Source organism: Saccharopolyspora terrae (assembly GCF_004348435.1).
Taxonomy (GTDB): domain Bacteria; phylum Actinomycetota; class Actinomycetes; order Mycobacteriales; family Pseudonocardiaceae; genus Saccharopolyspora; species Saccharopolyspora endophytica.
The window spans coordinates 341,688-358,660 of sequence record NZ_SMKS01000001.1 but is presented as its reverse complement, the minus strand read 5'-3'; the positions used below and the strand labels follow the sequence as shown (position 1 = coordinate 358,660).

Annotated in this window: 11 protein-coding genes and 1 pseudogene; 7 read left to right on the top strand and 5 right to left on the bottom strand. The window is 70.8% G+C overall.

Features of this window, described 5'->3' with window-relative positions; all coding sequences use genetic code 11:
- Positions 1-10: 10 nt before the first annotated feature.
- Positions 11-1,342, bottom strand: coding sequence for a 3-oxoacyl-ACP reductase (locus E1181_RS01800; RefSeq protein ID WP_132672059.1), 1,332 nt, complete (start codon positions 1,340-1,342; stop codon positions 11-13).
- 126 nt (positions 1,343-1,468) lie between these two features.
- Here E1181_RS01800 and E1181_RS01795 point away from each other — a divergent pair, with 126 nt between their 5' ends.
- Positions 1,469-2,746 (top strand): acetyl-CoA C-acetyltransferase, encoded by a 1,278-nt coding sequence (locus tag E1181_RS01795; RefSeq protein WP_132672058.1) that lies wholly within the window; start codon positions 1,469-1,471, stop codon positions 2,744-2,746.
- A 307-nt stretch (positions 2,747-3,053) separates the two neighbouring features.
- The gene (locus E1181_RS01790) at positions 3,054-4,244 is read left to right on the top strand and encodes an ATP-binding protein (RefSeq protein WP_132672057.1); all 1,191 of its coding nucleotides are present in this window, start codon (positions 3,054-3,056) and stop codon (positions 4,242-4,244) included.
- A gap of 578 nt (positions 4,245-4,822) precedes the next feature.
- On the opposite strand, the gene E1181_RS01785 is transcribed toward E1181_RS01790, so the two are convergent.
- The 3 genes and pseudogenes from E1181_RS01785 to E1181_RS01775 all read right to left on the bottom strand — a co-directional run.
- Positions 4,823-5,788 carry a glycoside hydrolase family 26 protein gene (locus E1181_RS01785; RefSeq protein ID WP_207921958.1) on the bottom strand — a complete coding sequence of 322 codons (966 nt, stop codon included), beginning with the start codon at positions 5,786-5,788 and terminating at the stop codon, positions 4,823-4,825.
- Between the two features lie 130 nt (positions 5,789-5,918).
- A complete protein-coding gene (locus tag E1181_RS31685) occupies positions 5,919-6,773 on the bottom strand; it encodes an aminoglycoside phosphotransferase family protein (RefSeq protein WP_132672056.1) in 855 nt (284 codons plus the stop codon).
- Positions 6,774-7,020: 247 nt separating this feature from the next.
- Positions 7,021-7,968: pseudogene (locus E1181_RS01775) on the bottom strand (MFS transporter); the annotation flags it as partial.
- A gap of 132 nt (positions 7,969-8,100) precedes the next feature.
- On the opposite strand from E1181_RS01775, the gene E1181_RS01770 reads away from it, so the two are divergent.
- Positions 8,101-9,012 (top strand): LysR family transcriptional regulator, encoded by a 912-nt coding sequence (locus E1181_RS01770; protein ID WP_132672054.1) that lies wholly within the window; start codon positions 8,101-8,103, stop codon positions 9,010-9,012.
- Between the two features lie 2 nt (positions 9,013-9,014).
- Here the strand turns inward: E1181_RS01770 and E1181_RS01765 are convergent, their stop codons facing one another.
- On the bottom strand, positions 9,015-10,889 hold the full coding sequence (locus E1181_RS01765) for an arabinofuranosyltransferase (protein WP_165944482.1): 1,875 nt from the start codon (positions 10,887-10,889) through the stop codon (positions 9,015-9,017).
- A gap of 175 nt (positions 10,890-11,064) precedes the next feature.
- Here E1181_RS01765 and E1181_RS01760 point away from each other — a divergent pair, with 175 nt between their 5' ends.
- The 4 genes from E1181_RS01760 (at position 11,065) to E1181_RS01745 (ending at position 16,942) form a co-directional block, all read left to right on the top strand.
- Positions 11,065-12,912, top strand: a complete 1,848-nt coding sequence (locus E1181_RS01760) for an NHL domain-containing thioredoxin family protein (RefSeq protein WP_132672052.1) — start codon at positions 11,065-11,067, stop codon at positions 12,910-12,912.
- A gap of 205 nt (positions 12,913-13,117) precedes the next feature.
- The gene (locus tag E1181_RS01755) at positions 13,118-13,438 is read left to right on the top strand and encodes a GroES family chaperonin (protein WP_132672051.1); all 321 of its coding nucleotides are present in this window, start codon (positions 13,118-13,120) and stop codon (positions 13,436-13,438) included.
- 88 nt (positions 13,439-13,526) lie between these two features.
- The gene (locus tag E1181_RS01750) at positions 13,527-15,608 is read left to right on the top strand and encodes a VanW family protein (protein ID WP_132672050.1); all 2,082 of its coding nucleotides are present in this window, start codon (positions 13,527-13,529) and stop codon (positions 15,606-15,608) included.
- Positions 15,609-16,159: 551 nt separating this feature from the next.
- Complete coding sequence (locus tag E1181_RS01745) at positions 16,160-16,942, top strand: basic amino acid ABC transporter substrate-binding protein (protein WP_132672114.1); 783 nt, start codon at positions 16,160-16,162, stop codon at positions 16,940-16,942.
- Positions 16,943-16,973 lie beyond the last annotated feature (31 nt).

The following is a 16,973-nucleotide window of genomic DNA, read 5'->3' as shown; positions in this document are numbered from 1 at the left end:
TCTCCAGGCCTCAGGCGCCGAGCAGGCTCTGGCCGCAGACCCGGACCACGTTCCCGTTGACGCCACCCGACGCGGGGTTGGCGTACCAGGCGATGGTCTCGGCGACGTCGACCGGCTGGCCGCCCTGCGACATGCTGTTCATCCGGCGACCGGCCTCCCGCACGAACAGCGGGATCGCGGCCGTCATCTTGGTCTCGATGAACCCCGGCGCGACCGCGTTGATGGTGGCGCCCTTCTTGGCCGCCAGCGGCGCGGTGGACTGCACGTGCCCGATCACGCCGGCCTTCGACGCGGCGTAGTTGCCCTGGCCGACGTTGCCCGCGATGCCGCTCATCGACGACACGCAGATGATCCGGCCACCGGCGCGCAGCGGGGAGCCCTCGCCGAGCAGCTTCTCGTTGATGCGCTCCTGCGAGGTCAGGTTCACCGCGAGCACCGAGTCCCACTGGGCCTCGCTCATCCGGCCGATCGTCTTGTCCCGGGTGATGCCCGCGTTGTGCACCACGATGTCCAGGCCGTCGTGCCGCTCGCTGAAGTGCGCGGCGAGCTTGGCGGGGGCGTCCTCAGCGGTGATGTCGAGCTGGAGCGCGGAGCCTCCGATGCGGTTGGCGACCTCGCTGAGCTCGCCGCCCTGCGCGGGCACGTCGAGGCAGACCACGTGGGCGCCGTCGCGCGCCAGGGTCTCGGCGATGGCCGCGCCGATGCCCCGGGACGCGCCGGTGACCAGCGCGATCTTGTCCTGCAGCGGGCGGTCCTGGGAGATCTCCGGCACGTCGGCCTTGCCGATGCGGACGACCTGGCCGGACACGTAGGCGGACTTGCCGGACAGCAGGAAGCGCAGCGTGGAGTCGGTGGCCTTCTCGGCGCCGTCGGCGACGTAGACCAGCTGGGAGGTGGCGCCGCGCTTGAGCTCCTTGCCCGCGGTGCGGGTGAAGCCCTCCAGCGCGCGCTGAGCAGTGGCCGCGCGCGGGTCGGACAGGGTTTCCGGCTGGGTGCCGAGGACGATCAGCCGTCCGCAGCGGTCCATCTGCCGGATCGCGGGGGCGAAGAAGTCGTACAGGGCGCGCAGGCCCTCGCTTGAGGTGATTCCGGTGGCGTCGAAGACCAGGGCGGCGTAGCGCTCGTCGTCGGCGCGCTCCTTGCGGACGTCGGCACCGACTTCCTGCAGCGTCGCGTTCAGCGAGTCGGCGAGCCGGCCCGAACCGCCGAGCAGCACCGGCCCGGTGATCAGCGGCTCGCCGGGCTTGAAGCGGCGCAGCGGGGTCGGGTCGGGCAGGCCAAGCTTCTTGACGAACTGGCGCCCGAACGCGGACTGGGTGAACTGCTGGTATCGATCGGACATCTCTGGACACTCCCGAGGAGGCGGTTCATGAGGGTTCGGACACGAAGTCGCGCGGTCGCTCGACGGCTAACCTACCCGCTAGTAGATTAGATGGGCCAGGAACGAACCAGCAACGAGGGAGTAGGCATGACCACCGTTCGGCGAGTCGCGATCCTCGGCGGCAATCGGATCCCGTTCGCGCGATCCGGCGGTCCCTTCGCTCGCGCGTCCAACCAAGACATGCTCACCGCCGCGCTCGACGGGCTGGTCGCGCGCTTCGGCCTCGCGGACAAGACCGTCGACGAGTTCGTCGCCGGTGCCGTGCTCAAGCACAGCCGCGACTTCAACCTCGCCCGCGAAACCGTGCTGGGCTCCGGCCTCGACCCTCGCACGCCCGCCCACGACGTGCAGATGGCGTGCGCGACCGGGCTGGAGGCGGTCGTCTCGGTCGCGAACAAGATCGCGCTCGGCCAGATCGAGGTCGGCATCGGCGGCGGTGTGGACTCCGCCAGCGACGCCCCCATCGCGGTCAACGACGACTTCCGCCGGGTGCTGCTCAAGGCCAACCACGCCAAGACCACCGGCGCCAAGATCAAGGCGCTGGCCGGCGCCCGGCCGCAGCACGTGGTGCCGGAGATCCCGCAGAACTCCGAGCCGCGCACCGGCCTGTCCATGGGTGAGCACGCGGCGAAGACCGCGCTGGCCTGGGAGATCACCCGCGAAGCCCAGGACGAGCTGGCCGCGCGCAGCCACCACCGGCTCGCCGCCGCCTACGACCGCGGCTTCTTCGACGACCTGATCACCTCGTTCCAGGGCGTGGCCAAGGACCAGAACCTGCGCCCGGACAGCTCGGTGGAGAAGCTCGCGAAGCTCCAGCCCGTGTTCGGCAAGGGCGAGGGCGCCACCATGACGGCGGGCAACTCGACCCCGCTGACCGACGGCGCCTCCACGGTGCTGCTGGCCAGCGAGGAGTGGGCCAAGGCCAACAACATCCCGGTGCTGGCCTACCTGTCGGACATCGCGCCGGCCGCCGTCGACCACGTCAGCGGCGACGAGGGCCTGCTGATGGCCCCGGCCTACGCGGTCCCGAAGCTGCTCGACCGCAACGATCTGCAGCTCGGCGACTTCGACTTCTACGAGATCCACGAGGCGTTCGCCTCGCAGGTGCTGTCGACGCTGAAGGCCTGGGAGGACCCGGACTTCTGCAAGAACCGCCTCGGCCGGGACAAGGTCCTGGGCGAGATCGACACCGCGAAGCTCAACGTCAACGGTTCCTCGCTGGCCGCGGGGCACCCGTTCGCCGCGACCGGTGGCCGCATCGTCGCCACCCTCGCCAAGCTGCTGGCGGAGAAGGGCAAGGGCAAGGGCCTGATCTCCATCTGCGCCGCAGGCGGCCAGGGCCTCACGGCGATCGTCGAACGCTGACCCTCCCCACCCGAAAGCCCCGGTGCCCCCGATCACCGGGGCTTTCGCACGTCTCACCAGTTCCTCCACAGGTCCATCACCCCGCATACCCCAATCTAAAAATTCCCCTATACACCCCGATATCCCGCAATCCGGCTGCCGAGCGACCGGATTTCAGTGGAAGTCCGGACCCGGATTTCAGTGGAAATCGGGCGACGGACTTCCACTGAAATCCGGTCAACCCCGTGCGGGCGGGGGCGAACACGCGATACCGGAATCTCGCCAAGTATCGAATCTGAGCTAGAAACGCGGATACAGTCCGACGGTTATGGACCCGGTCCGCAACCCCTTCGCCCCCGGCGCCGGACAGCGACCGCCTGAACTGGCCGGACGCGCTCGCGAGCTGGACGCCTTCGAGGTCGTGCTGGAACGCGTCGCCCGCGGCCGTCCGGAGCGGAGCCTGGTGCTGACCGGACTCCGCGGCGTCGGCAAGACCGTGCTGCTCGGCGAGCTGCGCTCGATGGCGGTCCGCCGCGGTTGGGGCGCGGGCAAGGTCGAGGCGCGTCCGGAGGCCGGTCTGCGCCGGCCGCTGTCGGCCGCCCTGCACCGCGCGATCCGCGACCTGGCCGTCCGCCACCGCGCCCCGGACCGGGTCGAGGAGGTCCTGGCGGTGCTGAAGGCGTTCGCGCTGAAGGCCAACCCGTCCGACGCGAAGCTGCGCGATCGCTGGCAGCCGGGCATCGACGTGCCCGCAGCGGTGGGCCGGGCCGATTCCGGCGACATCGAGATCGACCTCGTCGAGCTGTTCACCGAGGTCGCCGACCTCGCCGCCGACGTGGGAACCGGCATCGCGCTGCTGCTCGACGAGATGCAGGACGTGCAGGCCGAGGACGTCTCCGCGCTGTGCGCGGCGTGCCACGAGCTGTCCCAGTCCGGCGCGCCGCTGGTCGTCGTCGGGGCCGGCCTGCCGCACGTTCCCGCCGTGCTGTCGGCCAGCAAGTCCTACTCGGAGCGGCTGTTCCGCTACGTCCGCATCGACCGGCTGGACCGCTCCGACGCCGACCGCGCCGTGATCGCGCCGATCGAGCGCGAGGAAGCCGAGATCACCCCGGCCGCGCTGGACACGCTGTTCAGCGTCTCGGGCGGGTACCCGTACTTCGTCCAGGCCTACGGCAAGGCGACCTGGGACGCGGCGGTGCGCACCGAGATCGCCGAGGAGGACGTCCGGCTGGCCGCCCCGGAGGCGGAGTCGGAGCTGGCGGTCGGCTTCTTCGGCTCCCGCTACGAGCGGGCGACCCCGGCGGAGCGCGAGTACCTGCGCGCCATGGCGGAGCTCGTCGAGGGCAAGGACGAGCCCGCGCCCACGGCCAAGATCGCCGAGTACCTGGAACGACGTCCGTCGTCGTTGTCCCCGGCCCGCGACGCGCTGATCAAGAAGGGGCTCGTCTACTCCGGCGAGCGCGGCCAGATCGCCTTCACGGTCCCGCACTTCGGCCGCTACCTGCTGACCCAGGACTAGGGAGTGTTTATGAATTGCTTTGCTTGGCGGTGCGGGTAGCGGAACCTGATCGGCTCCGTGGACTCCGTGCGCCGCTCCTGATGTATGCCAATACACGGCGTCCCGGCGTACTCGCCACGAAGCCGATCAGAACCCGCGGCGGTGCCGGCTGAGTCCCACACCTGAAACAGCGGCTTGCGCCGCATTCTTAAACAGCACCTAGGAGCTGTTGAGGGCTCCTGGTGGCCATCGCGATCTCTAGACTCGTATAGGGACAGCACTAGAAAGACGAATACGAGGCGATGAACGGCCAACATCGACACGAGCCGTGCGGGTTCGGCGACTCTCCGCCGCCGGAGCGGGTGAATAACAGTGACCTGAGACACATCGTGCAACGCGTGTAACGAACCCAGGGTGGGTGTCGATATTCATGATGACCCCGCGGTGCTGTCGGACCCCCGACCTGGCAGCATCGCGGGGCTTTCCAATTTCCGGGGCCCTTCACCCCGCCTCGCCGCTTCGGGCGGAGCCCGGGCAGATCCCCACCTCCGCGGCCGTGACCAGCGCGTTCAGCCGCGCTCTGGCGGTGACCGCCGCGATCAGCGCTGCCTCTCGTCGAGGACGAGGACTAGGTCGTCCCAGTAGGTGCGCTGGACTTCGGCGGGGCCGTTCTGGTCGAGGTACTCGGCCCAGTGCATGAAGTACGACCAGTCCGGCTGGGCGTCGAGGACCTCGGGCGCGGGGACCGCACCGACCTCGCCGAGCGCGATCGGGCGACCGGCGGCGACCTGCCGCATCGCGTCGTAGTCGGCCTGCGACGGCGTCGACTTCTCCCAGATGTCGATGCTGGCGAGGTCCACCCGGTCATCGGTGGGCCAGTAGTCCCGCAGCCCGGTGATGCTGGAGTCCTTGACGTTCCAGTTCCACACCAGGTTCGTCAGCCCCTGCTGGTCGAGGTGCTCGTGGGTGATCCGGTACAGCGCGGCGCTGCCCTCAGGCCCCGGGCGTCCGCCCCACCAGGACCAGCCGTCGTTGATCTCGTGCAGCGGGCGCCACAGCACCTTCACCCCGGCGTCCTGGAGCTGCCGCAGGTAGGGCACGGCCTCGTCGAGCCGGTCCTTCCACGCGCGGTTGAGCTCGGTGCCGTCGGTGATCAGCTGCGACCACTGCTCGTCGGACAGCTCGCTCGTCACGCCGTCCTCCCAGCCGCACGACGATCCCTGCGTGGGAGGGCAGACGTGCCAGGTCAGCGTCACCAGGGCGCCGTTGTTCCACTGGTTGATCGCCTCGTCGACGAGGTTCTGCCGCTGCTGCACGTCGGATTCGGCGAACAGGAGGTCACCGCCCCACAGGCCCGGGTAGTCGCCGGTGATGTCGTGGATCTTCTGCGTCCACATCGTCGGGTCCGACAGCGGTTCCTTGTTGTGCTGGCCGGACAGCGTGTTGGTGCCGGAGATCGACTTCAGGTACTCCAGCGGGTCCACCGGAGGCGCGGCGTTGGCCGGTGCGGAGAAGGCCGCCAGGCAAGCGGCGGATGCGAGCAGGGCGAGGGCACGACGGCGCACGACGCCTCCTGATCTTCTCGGAGGATCAGGAGTCTCCGCAGCGCGCGCACCGCGGGGAACGGCGTTGGCGGGTATTCGCCGCGCACTGCTCCGATCGCCGCGCCGTGCCCGAGCGCGAGGGCTCACCGGATCAGCTGCTCAGACCTCCGGCGAACGGCTCGGTCCGCCACTGCTCGACAGCGGGCCCCACCGCGTCGGCGAGCATCGGCAGCTGCGGCACGAGGGCCAGGCACGCGACCGACCGCAGCGCGCCGACGGCGTTGACGAACCGCAGCACGCGCTGGTCGAGCTGCCGCAGGCCCAGCGCCCGGGCGCGGGCGTCGTAGGCCGCCTCGCACTCGGGGCCGAAGGCCGCCAGGTCCCACTCGACCGGACCGAGCGTGACCAGCTCGAAGTCGGCGGCGAGCTCGCCGCCGGGGGTGCTGACGATGTTGAACGGCGGCGCGTCTCCGTGGATGGGCTGGAGCTCCGCTCCGAACTCCGCCTCGAACGCCTCGCGGGAGCTCACCAGCGGTTCCAGCACCGCCCACTCCCGCCGGGCGCGGTCGAGATCGGCCGGGTCCAGCAGATCTCGCCGCGCTTCGAGGTCGACAAGGGCATCGGTGATCATCCGCGGTTCGGCGGCCGACAGGAACGGCAGCTCGCCGGGGTAGCCGCGCAGCGCCTGGTGCAGGTCGGCGACCAGGCCGGCGTTGCGCGCGTAGTCGGGTTCGGCGGCGTCGAGGATCTCGGTGAACTGCCAGAACGTCATCGAGAACCCGTCGCGCTGGACGGGTTCGGCGGGCACCAGCGGACTCGGCGGGATCACCGGATGCCCCTGCTCAGCCAGCCACGCCACCACGTCGAGCTCGGTGCGCTGCCGCGTCGCCTGGACCGCGGTGCCGCTGGAGCGGGGCAGCACCACCGGCACCCGGACGACCACCGGCGCCGGTGCGAGGTGCACGACGACGGAGAACAGGTCGTGCAGCACGTGCGCCTCGCTCACGTCGAGGCCGAGCTCCCGGCCGGCGGCCACCGCCGCGCGCAGCGCTCGTGAAGTGCGTTGTCGATCGTCCGCTCGCATCCCGCCGATGGTGCCGCGCGGAGCGCCCCGGCGCGAGCGATTTAGCGACCAGCAGCGTCAGCAGCACGAGTCCGGCCACCGCGACCGCGCCCCAGGACGTCGCCGTGCCCAGCGGTTCTCCGAGCGCGATGAGCCCGACCGCGATCGCCGGGCAACCCGCCCCCAGGTAGAAGGCGAGGTAGAGCGCTCCGGTGATCGCGCCGCGCTGTGCCGGAGGAGCCGTCCGCTCGACGGCAGCGGCGGCTCCTCCGTACGCCAGCCCGTGCCCGGCGCCCGCCGTGACGGCCGCGACCAGCGTGATCAGCGCGGAGCCGCCACCGGCCAGCGCCAGCAGCACGAGGCTGACGAACAGCGCGCACAGCCCGTGCAGCTGCGCGCGGTGGGCTCCCCAGCGGCTCACGAGCGGCTGGGTCAGCACCGAGCAGATCAGGACCGCGCCGAGCACGGAGCCGGACATCGCCAGGTCGGTGTGGCCCGCGCGGTCGAGCAGGGCGGGGATCAGCGAGAGGAACAGGCCGACCACGGTCCAGGCGAGGAACCCGGTCGCGGCGGAGACGCCGAACACCGACCGCATGCCCGCCGGGATCCGCGGCCGGGTCGGCCGCCACCGGCCGCTCGGCGCCGAGGTGGGCAGGGCGGAGACGCGGGACCAGCCGTACCCCAGCGCCACCAGGTGCAGGAGGAAGGGCAGCACGAACGGCGCCGGGGCGTGCTCGGCGAGCACGCCGCCCACGATCGGCCCGGCGGCGGTGCCGGCCACGAACGCCGTGCTGGCCAGCAGCGCACCTCGCTCGCGGGCGTTCTGGCTGATCAGCACGCTCGCGGCGCCGGTCGCCGTGCCGAGCGCGATGCCCTGCGCGGCACGTCCGGCCACCAGCCACAGCGGCCCGGAGGCGAGCGCGAAGCACAGCGAGGCGACGGCTCCCGCGATGAGGCTCGCGCGCAGCACCGACCGCGGGCCCACGACGTCGGTCGCCGGTCCCAGGAGCAGCAGAGCAGGTGCGCTGACCAGCGCGAACGTGGCGTAGATCAGCGTCATGGACAGGTCGCCGAAGCCGAAGTCGTGCTGGTACCCGGGCAGCAGCGGGCTCGGGAGGTAGGCGCCGATGGTGAGCACGACGAGGACGTAGAGGCCGGTGCGGGTCGAGCGGGACGGGGCGGGAGCTGTGAGCGTCACGGGGCCAGCTTGCCGAGGATGAACGCTGAGGAAAATCAAACGTTTCTCGTCAAGACCGTGCAAAATGGTCGTATGATCGATCCTCGGCTCAAGGTGCTGCAGATGGTCTCCCACCACGGCACCGTCACGGCAGCCGCAGCCGCGCTGAACTACACGCCCTCGGCGGTGTCGTACCAGCTCCGCCAGCTCGCCGACGAGCTCGGAACGGAGCTGGTGATCCAGTCCGGCCGCGGCGTCAAGCTCACCGCCGCCGCCCGGACCGTGCTGCGCCACGCCGAGGTGCTCCACGCCCAGGTCGAGCGCGCCTACGCCGAACTCGCGGCCACGGCGGAGCACCCCAGCGGCTCGTTCGCGCTGTGCGGGTTCTCCACCGCCGCCACCCGCCTGCTGCCACCGGCCGCGGCGGCGCTGCGCGAGCACTACCCGCAGGTCCAGGTCCGGGTGATCGAGGCCGAACCGGCGCGCTGCTTCGACCTGCTGCTCTCCGGCGACGCCGACCTCGCGCTGGTGATCAACACCGCGGACCTGCCGCCGTCCGCGGACGAGCGCTTCGAGCAGCAACAACTCCTCGACGACCCGCTGGACCTGGTGGTGCCGGTCGGGCACCGGCTGGCCGAGCGCTCCCGGGTGTCGCTGGCCGACGTCGCCGACGAGCAGTGGATCGTCGGACGCCCCGGCAGCACCTACCACCAGCTGGTGCGCGCCGCCTGCATGTCAGCCGGGTTCAGCCCGAACGTCGCGCACTACGCCGACGAGTGGGACACCGGAACGGCCCTGGTCGCGCACCACTTCGGCATCATCCTGGTCCCCCGGCTGGCCCGCCTGCACGACTGGCCGGTCGTGCGCATCCCCCTGCGCGGCGAGCCCGCCCCGGCTCGCCGGATCCTCGCCGCCACCCGGCTCGGCGGCAGCAGCCACCCGCTGGCCGAAACGGCGCTCGCCGCGATCACCACCACGGCGAAGACCCTGCTGCCCGCGCCCTGAGCTCAGCGCACCCCGATCACCGCGAACGGGCCCACGTCCTGCCGGACGAACCCGGGCGAGTCGAACAGGGCGGGGTCGAACCGCACGTCGTAGACCTGCACGTTGGGCTGGTGCGGGAACGCGTCGTGGGACAGCGTGATGTGCAGGCCGTCCGGCTGGCGCCGCAGCACGAACGCGTTCGGCGGCGCGAACTCGCCGCGTCGCAGCAGCTCCCGCAGCCTGCCCGGATCACCGGCGCCGGCCCACCGGGAGATCTCGGCGGAGCGGTCCTCGTACCGGGACAGCGGGTTGGCGTAGTGCGGGGTCTCCTGCTGGAAGCCCCAGAAGGGCGCGAAGGACAGCAGCGGGTAGTGGGCCGTGAGCAGCACGGTGTCCGAGGGTTCGCGGCCGGCCGTCTCGCGCACCGCCCGCAGCAAATCGTCGTGCCAGGCACCGTCGACGGCGGGGTCGTCCTGGCGCTGCGCGTTGCTGCCCGTCGGGTAGTAGTCGGTGTGGGCGGGCTGGGCGGCTTCGGCGATCTCGGAGGTCAAGGCGGTTTCCACGAGGCCGACCGAACCGGCCAGTCCCAGCAGGAACGCCAGCGCGGCGGCCTGAACCCGCACGGGCTCCGGTACCAGCGGCCGGATCCGCTGCCGCAGTTCCAGGATTCCCAGCACGCCGGCGACGGCCAGCGCCACGTCGAGGACCACCGCCACGCGGAACGCCAGCAGCGTCGTGTGCGCCGCGACGGCCACCGTCGACAGCCCGAACCACAGGTAGACCACGCCGGTGAGCACCAGCAGCGCCGTGGCCACCTCGCTGTGCCGGAAGGCCAGCACCGACCAGCAGAAACCGGCCAGGCACAGCATCCCGAACAGCGAGGGCTCCAGGAACGGCAGCGGCGGCACCGACTCCGGTGGCAGGTAGTTGTTCGCCGCTCCCGCCGACGGCGCCCCGCCCAGCCGCGCCACCAGGAACGGTCCCCAGCTGATCAGCGCCACCAGTCCGGCGACCGCGCCGATCCCGAGCACGCGGGGCGCGAGTTCCCGGGTGGGACGGATCCGCCGCGCCACGAGCACGACCGCCATCGTCACCACCACGGCGGTCGCGAACGCCAGGTGCAGCGCGTAGGTCAGCCCCGCGAAGCCGAGGAACACCCCGACGCCGATCACGGCCCCGACGTGCCGGTGCGCGCGGCAGCGCAGCAGGTGCCAGGCCACGACGGCGACCGGCGGGAGCCAGGCCGCCGCCATCCACGCGTACGGCTCGTCGAACCCGTGCAGCAGTCCCGACAGGCCGGTGGCGACCGCGGCGAGCACCGCGATCCGCCGTCGCAGGACCACGCTCCACAGCACGAAGGCGACGACCGCGGTGACCGCGACGGTCATCAGCGCGAACGGTTTGAACGCCGCCCAAGCAGGCATCCCGGTCAGCTCGGCGAAACGCCCGCCGAGCCAGAACCAGCCCGCCGGGTAGTACGGCGGCAAGTCCGCGTAGTTCATGTCCGCGAGCACCGGCGAGTCCGCCAGCCGCGTCAGGTACTGCGTCCGGAACATCTGGTCGATCGAGGTGCCGCCGTAGTAGAGCCGGGTCGGTTCCAGCGGCCACGCCAGCACGGAGGTGACCAGCGCGGACAGCACCACCCACACCGCGGGGACCAGCGTGCGGCTCGCCGCGCCGAGCAGCGCGCCGCCGAGCAGCAGCGCGAGGAGGACGACCGCGCAGGCGGTGGCCGCGACCTCCGGCAGGGCGGTCGGCTCGCTGAGCCCGAACCGCGCGATCGGCAGCTGCACCGCCAGGCTCGTGGCGGCCGCGACGACGACCGCCGCCCCCAGCTCACCGATCAGCCGCGCCGCCGACCGCGACCGAAAACACCCCTGCGCAGCCGAATGTTCCACGATCAAGTGACCTTAGGTGATCACACCGGCACGCTGAGCGCGCAAACGGAGTCCCTCGTCCGCCCGATCGCCCCAGCGGTCCGCACCTGTTGCCGCACGGGATCAGCAGTGAGGCGCGACTCAACAACGCCTGCCCCTGGGAACAGTCGTGGTGGAGGTGTTGTTGACTCCGGTTGTGAGTGTTGAGCAGCAGAAACGTCGGGGTCGGGTTCGCGCCGCCGAGCTGGTGGGGCGGCAGTCGTTGAACACCGGGGGCAAGGAGCTCCAGCTCCAGGACTTCCGGGGCAAGGTCGTCGTCCTGGACTTCTGGACCTTCTGCTGCATCAACTGCCTGCACGTGATCGACGAGCTCCGCCCGCTCGAAGCCGAGTTCGCCGACGAGGTCGTGACCGTCGGCGTGCACTCGCCGAAGTTCGAGCACGAGGCCGATCCGGACGCACTGATCGCCGCGGTCGAGCGCTACGCCGTGCACCACCCGGTGCTCGACGACCCCGAGCTGACCACCTGGCAGAACTACGCCGTGAAGGCCTGGCCGACGCTCGTCGTCATCGACCCCGAGGGCTACGTCGTGCACGTCGCCGCAGGTGAGGGCCACGTCGAGGCGCTGCGCAGCGTGATCACCGAGGTCGTCGCCGAGCACGAGGCCAAGGGCACCCTGCACCGCGGCGACGGCCCCTACGTGCCACCGCCCGCTCCGGAGACGACGCTGCGGTTCCCCGGCAAGGTCATCGCGCTGGACAACGGGAACCTGCTGGTCTCGGACTCGGCGAACCACTCGCTGGTGGAATTCGAGTCCGACGGCGAGACCGTGGTGCGCCGCATCGGCACCGGTGAGCGCGGACGCGCCGACGGCGTGCGGCCGACGTTCGCCGAGCCCGCCGGGCTCGCGGCGCTGCCCGGGGACGTGGCGGCGGCGGTCGGCTACGACGTGGTCGTCGCCGACACCGTGAACCACCTGCTGCGCGGCCTGCGGCTCTCCGACGGCACCGTGACGACCCTGGCCGGCACCGGCGAGCAGTGGCGGGACGGGTCCGACAGCGGCCCGGCGCTGGAGACACCGCTGACCAGCCCGTGGGACGTCGCCTGGTGGGAGCCCGCCGGCGGCGTGGTGATCGCGATGGCGGGCAACCACACGCTCGGCCTGTTCGACCCGAGCACCGGCGAGGTCCGCCGGTTCGCGGGCACCACCGTCGAAGGCCTGCGCGATGGTGCCGCTGACCAGGCGTTCTTCGCCCAGACCTCCGGTCTCGCCGACGGCGGCGACCGGCTGTGGATGGCTGATTCGGAGACCTCCGCGCTGCGCTGGGTGGAGGCCGACGGCGACGGCTTCGCGATCCGCACCGCCGTGGGCACCGGCCTGTTCGACTTCGGCCACGCCGACGGTCCGGCGGGCGAGGCGCTGCTCCAGCACCCGCTGGGCGTCGCCGTGCTGCCGGACGGTTCGGTCGCGGTCTGCGACACCTACAACGGCGCGATCCGCCGCTACGAACCCGCTACCGACGAGGTGTCGACGCTGGCCACCGACGTCTCCGAGCCCTCCGGCGCGGCCGTCGTCGACGGCGAGCTGGTCGTGGTCGCCTCCGCCGCCCACCGGCTGGAGCGCCCGGTTCCGCCGGGCCTGGCCGCGAAGCTGATCAGCGGTGCGTCGCAGCAGGTCAAGCGGCCCGCGACCGAGATCGCCTCGGGTGAGGTGGAGCTCGCGGTGGTGTTCACGCCGCCGCCGGGAACCAAGCTCGACGAGCGCTACGGACCCTCCACCCGCCTGGAGATCACCTCGACGCCGGAGGACCTGCTGGTCGAGGGCGCGGGCGTGGGCACCGACCTGACCCGCCGCCTCGTGCTGGCGGACGGGATCGAGCAGGGCGTCCTGCACGTGGTCGCCCAGGCCGCCAGCTGCGACGACGACGATGAGGTCGAGCACCCCGCGTGCCGGCTGACCCGGCAGGACTGGGGCGTGCCGATCATGATCTCGGCCGGCGGCCCGGACCGGCTGCCGCTGGTGATGGGTGGTCTCGACGCCTGATCGGCGCTGCCGAGGCGAATTGAGACCTATCTGGTATTCGGGCTCGAAACCCCAGGTCATGGGGATGTGGACGGGGTCGCTCCCGGTTGGGGGAGGCCCCGTCGTCGCGCGCTGCCCAGGAAAATCGAGAATCGCGTGGTCAAGGGCGTGTTGTGAGGGCCCCCTGGCACCCGGGTCACCCGGTGGTGGCAAGTAAACTTTTCGGGTGACCGATGCCAAGCTCGAAATCCAGATGCTGCACGACAGGGTCATGGTGCGCATCGCCGCTGAATCCGGGGAACGCCGCAGCAGCGGCGGCATCGTGATTCCGGCGACCGCGCAGATGGCCAAGCGGCTGATCTGGGGAGAGGTCTTCGGCGTGGGAAGTCACGTGCGGACCGTCAAGGTCGGCGACCAGGTCCTGTTCAACCCCGACGAGCAGTTCGAGGTCGAGGTCCAAGGGCAGGCGTACCTGGTCATGCGGGAACGGGATCTGCACGCCGTGGCCACGGAACAGACCGAGCAGGGCACGGGCCTGTACCTGTAGTCGGCGCCCCGCGCCGGGACCCCGGCGAGCGCGGGCGAGCGAGCACTTCCACGCCCCCACCGCACGACCGACAGGAGAAGGGGAAGCGGTGCCGGAAAATCACGACAACCGCCCTGGTGCGGACCCGTCCACCGAACGGCTGCGCACCGACTCGGACCAGCAGAACGCGTCCGACGCCGAGACCAAGCAGGTCTGGCCCGTCCAGGACCCCCAGGCCCAGGGCGGAGCACCCGCGCCGGAGTCGGACAGCGAGCGCACCCAGCAGATCGCCGCGCTGCCCGCGGACTTCAGCGGCTTCCCCATCGGCGCCACGCAGACCATCGCTGCCGTCGGCTCCGATCAGCCCACCGCTTACCACGGTGCCGAGCAGACCAATCCCGGTGCGACGCAGATGTTCGGCGGCCAGCAGGGCGGTGTCGGGGGCAGCCAGCTGGGCTGGAACACCTCCGACGAACCCACGCCCGCCGACGAGAAGCGGCAGAAGCTGCTCAAGGGCGGCCTGATCGCCGGTGCCGCCGCCGCTGCCCTGGTGCTCCTCTACGTCGGCGACCTGCTGTTCACCAGCGGATCGCTGCCGCGCGGCACCGTCGTCGCCGGTGTCGACGTCGGCACCCTCGACCCGGCCGCCGCCGAGAGCAAGCTCCGCGACGAGCTCGAACCCGGCCTGAGCAAGCCCGTGCGGCTGCAGGTCGGTGACCGCGGTGCCACGGTCAAGCCCGACGAGGTCGGGCTGCAGATGGACTGGGCCGAGACCGTCAAGAAGGCCGACGACCAGCCGCTGAACCCCTTCACCCGGATCGGCTCGCTGTTCAGCACCCACGACGTGACCCCGGTCAGCAGCAGCGATCGCGAGCAGCTGGTGGCCGCGCTGCAGGAGGTCAGCCCGCAGCTGGGCCTGGAGCCCACGGACGGCAACATCCGCTTCGTGGGCACCACGCCGATCCCGGTGAACCCGGTGCCCGGCCAGAACCTCGACATCCAGCACGCCGCGGACGCGGTGCAGGCCAAGTGGGCTGAGGGCCGGCCGATCTCGCTGCCGGTCACCCAGCTCCCGGTGAGCACCACCCGCGAGGGCGTGCAGAAGGCGCTGCACGAGATCGCCGAGCCCGCCGTGGCCTCCCCGGTGACCGTTCGCGGCCAGGGCAAGAACGCGACGCTGGCTCCGGAGACGATCGCCGAGGCGCTGCGCTTCACCCCCGACGGACGCGGCGGTCTGAAGGCGAGCCTCGACGGTCCCGTGCTGGTGGGCGCCATCGAACCGCAGCTGCGCGACACCATGAAGCCCGGCAAGAACGCCGAGATCAAGCTGGAGAACGGCGCTCCGGTCGTGCACCCGTCGGAGGACGGCGTCGGCGTCGACTGGGAGAAGAGCCTGACTCCGCTGCTCGACACCCTGCGCAAGCCGCAGCAGCGCGCGATCCAGGCGGTCTACGTGCCGGCTCCGGCGCAGTTCACCACCGACCAGGCCAACCAGCTCGGCATCCGCGAGGTCGTCGGCGAGTTCCAGACCGGCGGTTTCGAGCCGGCTTCCGGTGTGAACATCCGCCGAGTCGCCGAGCAGGTCAACGGTGCGGTGCTGCGCCCGGGCGAAACGTTCAGCCTCAACGGCTACACGGGACCGCGCGGTGTCCCGCAGGGCTACGTGGAGTCGGGGATCATCGAGGACGGCCACCCGGGCAAGGCCGTCGGCGGCGGCATCTCGCAGTTCGCGACGACGCTGTACAACGCCTCGTACTTCGCGGGCATGAAGGACGTCGAGCACAAGGCGCACAGCTACTACATCAGCCGCTACCCGGCCGGTCGCGAGGCCACGGTGTTCCAGAGCCCGAACGGCAAGAGCATCATCGACGTGAAGTTCAAGAACGTCGCCAAGAGCGGCATCATGATCACCACGGAGTGGACTCCGTCGTCGATCAAGGTGAAGCTGTGGGGCACCAAGCAGTTCGACGTGCAGTCGTCGACGGGCCCGCGCACCGAACCGACGCCGCCGACCGAGAAGCCCGGTCCGACGACCGGTCCGTGCAGCCCGAGCAAGGGCGCGCCCGGCTTCACCGTCGTCGACACCCGCACCATCCGGGACATCACGACCGGCGAGGTTCGCACGGAGAACCAGAAGGTCAAGTACAACCCGCAGCCGATCATCCACTGCCCACCGCCACCACCGCGCTGATCAGTGACGACGAGGGCCTCTCCCGCTCCGGGAGGGGCCCTTTCGTCGTCAAGGCGCCATGTCGACATCCGGGTCGTGGGCACTTGTCGACATGGCGGCAGCGGGCGGGCCGTGATCAACGTCCTCTTCGTCCGGACAGTTCGGACCGCCCACGGGGCCGCCACGGCTCGCTCCGGGTGAGCGCTCGCGAGGGTGGCGGGATGTCGACATATCGGTCGCCAACGGTCCGCTTCGGCCACCGTGCGTGGCGATCGCTTGGGCTCGGACCGTGGTGGTGGACACAGATCGGCGGGGTTCGGGCTGGTGAGGAAGCTGTGGTTCTGGTGCGAAAGCGGCGCGAGCGCCGCAAATCCTTTCGCTCGGCCGGTCCTGGTGAGGCAGGTTTGCCGCGCAGTGGCCGATGGGTTGATCGCGGATTTCGACGAACTTGATGGATTCGCAACACGAGGTATTGGGTTTACGTCCGATCGAGTGGCACCATTCGAGCACCCGCGTTCTCACCTACTAGGAGTTACATCGTGGCGCGTCGCAGAACCCTCCGTGCGCTGGCAATGCTGCCCGCGCTGACCCTGGCTGTGGCAGTGACAGGTTGTGTCGAATCCACGACGAGCGGCGGTGCCCAAGGCGGCGAACTGAGCCTCATCGCTCCCGATTCGCTGACCACCTGCACCCACCTCCCCTACGAGCCGTTCCAGTTCCCCGGTGAAGGCGGCAAGATCGTCGGCTTCGACGTCGAGCTGGTCGACCTGGTCGCGCGCGACCTCGGTGTGCAGCAGAAGATCGTCGACGCGCCCTTCGACGAGGGCATCCAGTCGGGTGAGTCGCTCAACAGCGGCCAGTGCGACGTGGCCGCCGCCGCGATGACCATCACCGACTCCCGCAAGCAGAACCTCGACTTCTCGGACCCGTACTTCGACGCGGAGCAGGCCCTGATGGTCAAGAAGGGCGCGGGCATCACCGACCTGTCCCAGCTGCGCGGCAAGAAGCTGGGCGTGCAGGTCGGCACCACCGGCAAGGACTACGCCGAGGCGCACAAGGCCGAATTCGGTTACGAGGTCGTGGACTTCGACGACCTGGCCCTGCAGCAGACCGCCGTGAAGACGGGCGCGGTCGACGCCGCGATCAACGACAACGGCGTGCTCTACAACTTCGCCAAGAACAACCCGGACACCGAGGTCACCAAGGAGTTCGTGACCGGCGACAAGTACGGCATCGGTGTCCGCAAGGGCAACACCGCGCTGCTGACCAAGGTCAACGAGTCCCTGGCCAAGGCCAAGCAGTCCGGTGAGTACGACCGCATCTACGAGAAGTGGTTCGGCAAGAAGCCGGAATGACCCGCTGATACGTGGCACCTCGGGGCCGGCG

Bases quoted from the DNA above. Each gene is read 5' to 3' on its own strand.
- E1181_RS01800 (WP_132672059.1), bottom strand. From the start codon at position 1,342: ATGTCCGATCGATACCAGCAGTTCACCCAGTCCGCGTTCGGGCGCCAG.
- E1181_RS01795 (WP_132672058.1), top strand. From the start codon at position 1,469: ATGACCACCGTTCGGCGAGTCGCGATCCTCGGCGGCAATCGGATCCCG.
- E1181_RS01745 (WP_132672114.1), top strand. From the start codon at position 16,160: ATGCTGCCCGCGCTGACCCTGGCTGTGGCAGTGACAGGTTGTGTCGAA.
- E1181_RS01770 (WP_132672054.1), top strand. From the start codon at position 8,101: ATGATCGATCCTCGGCTCAAGGTGCTGCAGATGGTCTCCCACCACGGC.
- E1181_RS01790 (WP_132672057.1), top strand. From the start codon at position 3,054: ATGGACCCGGTCCGCAACCCCTTCGCCCCCGGCGCCGGACAGCGACCG.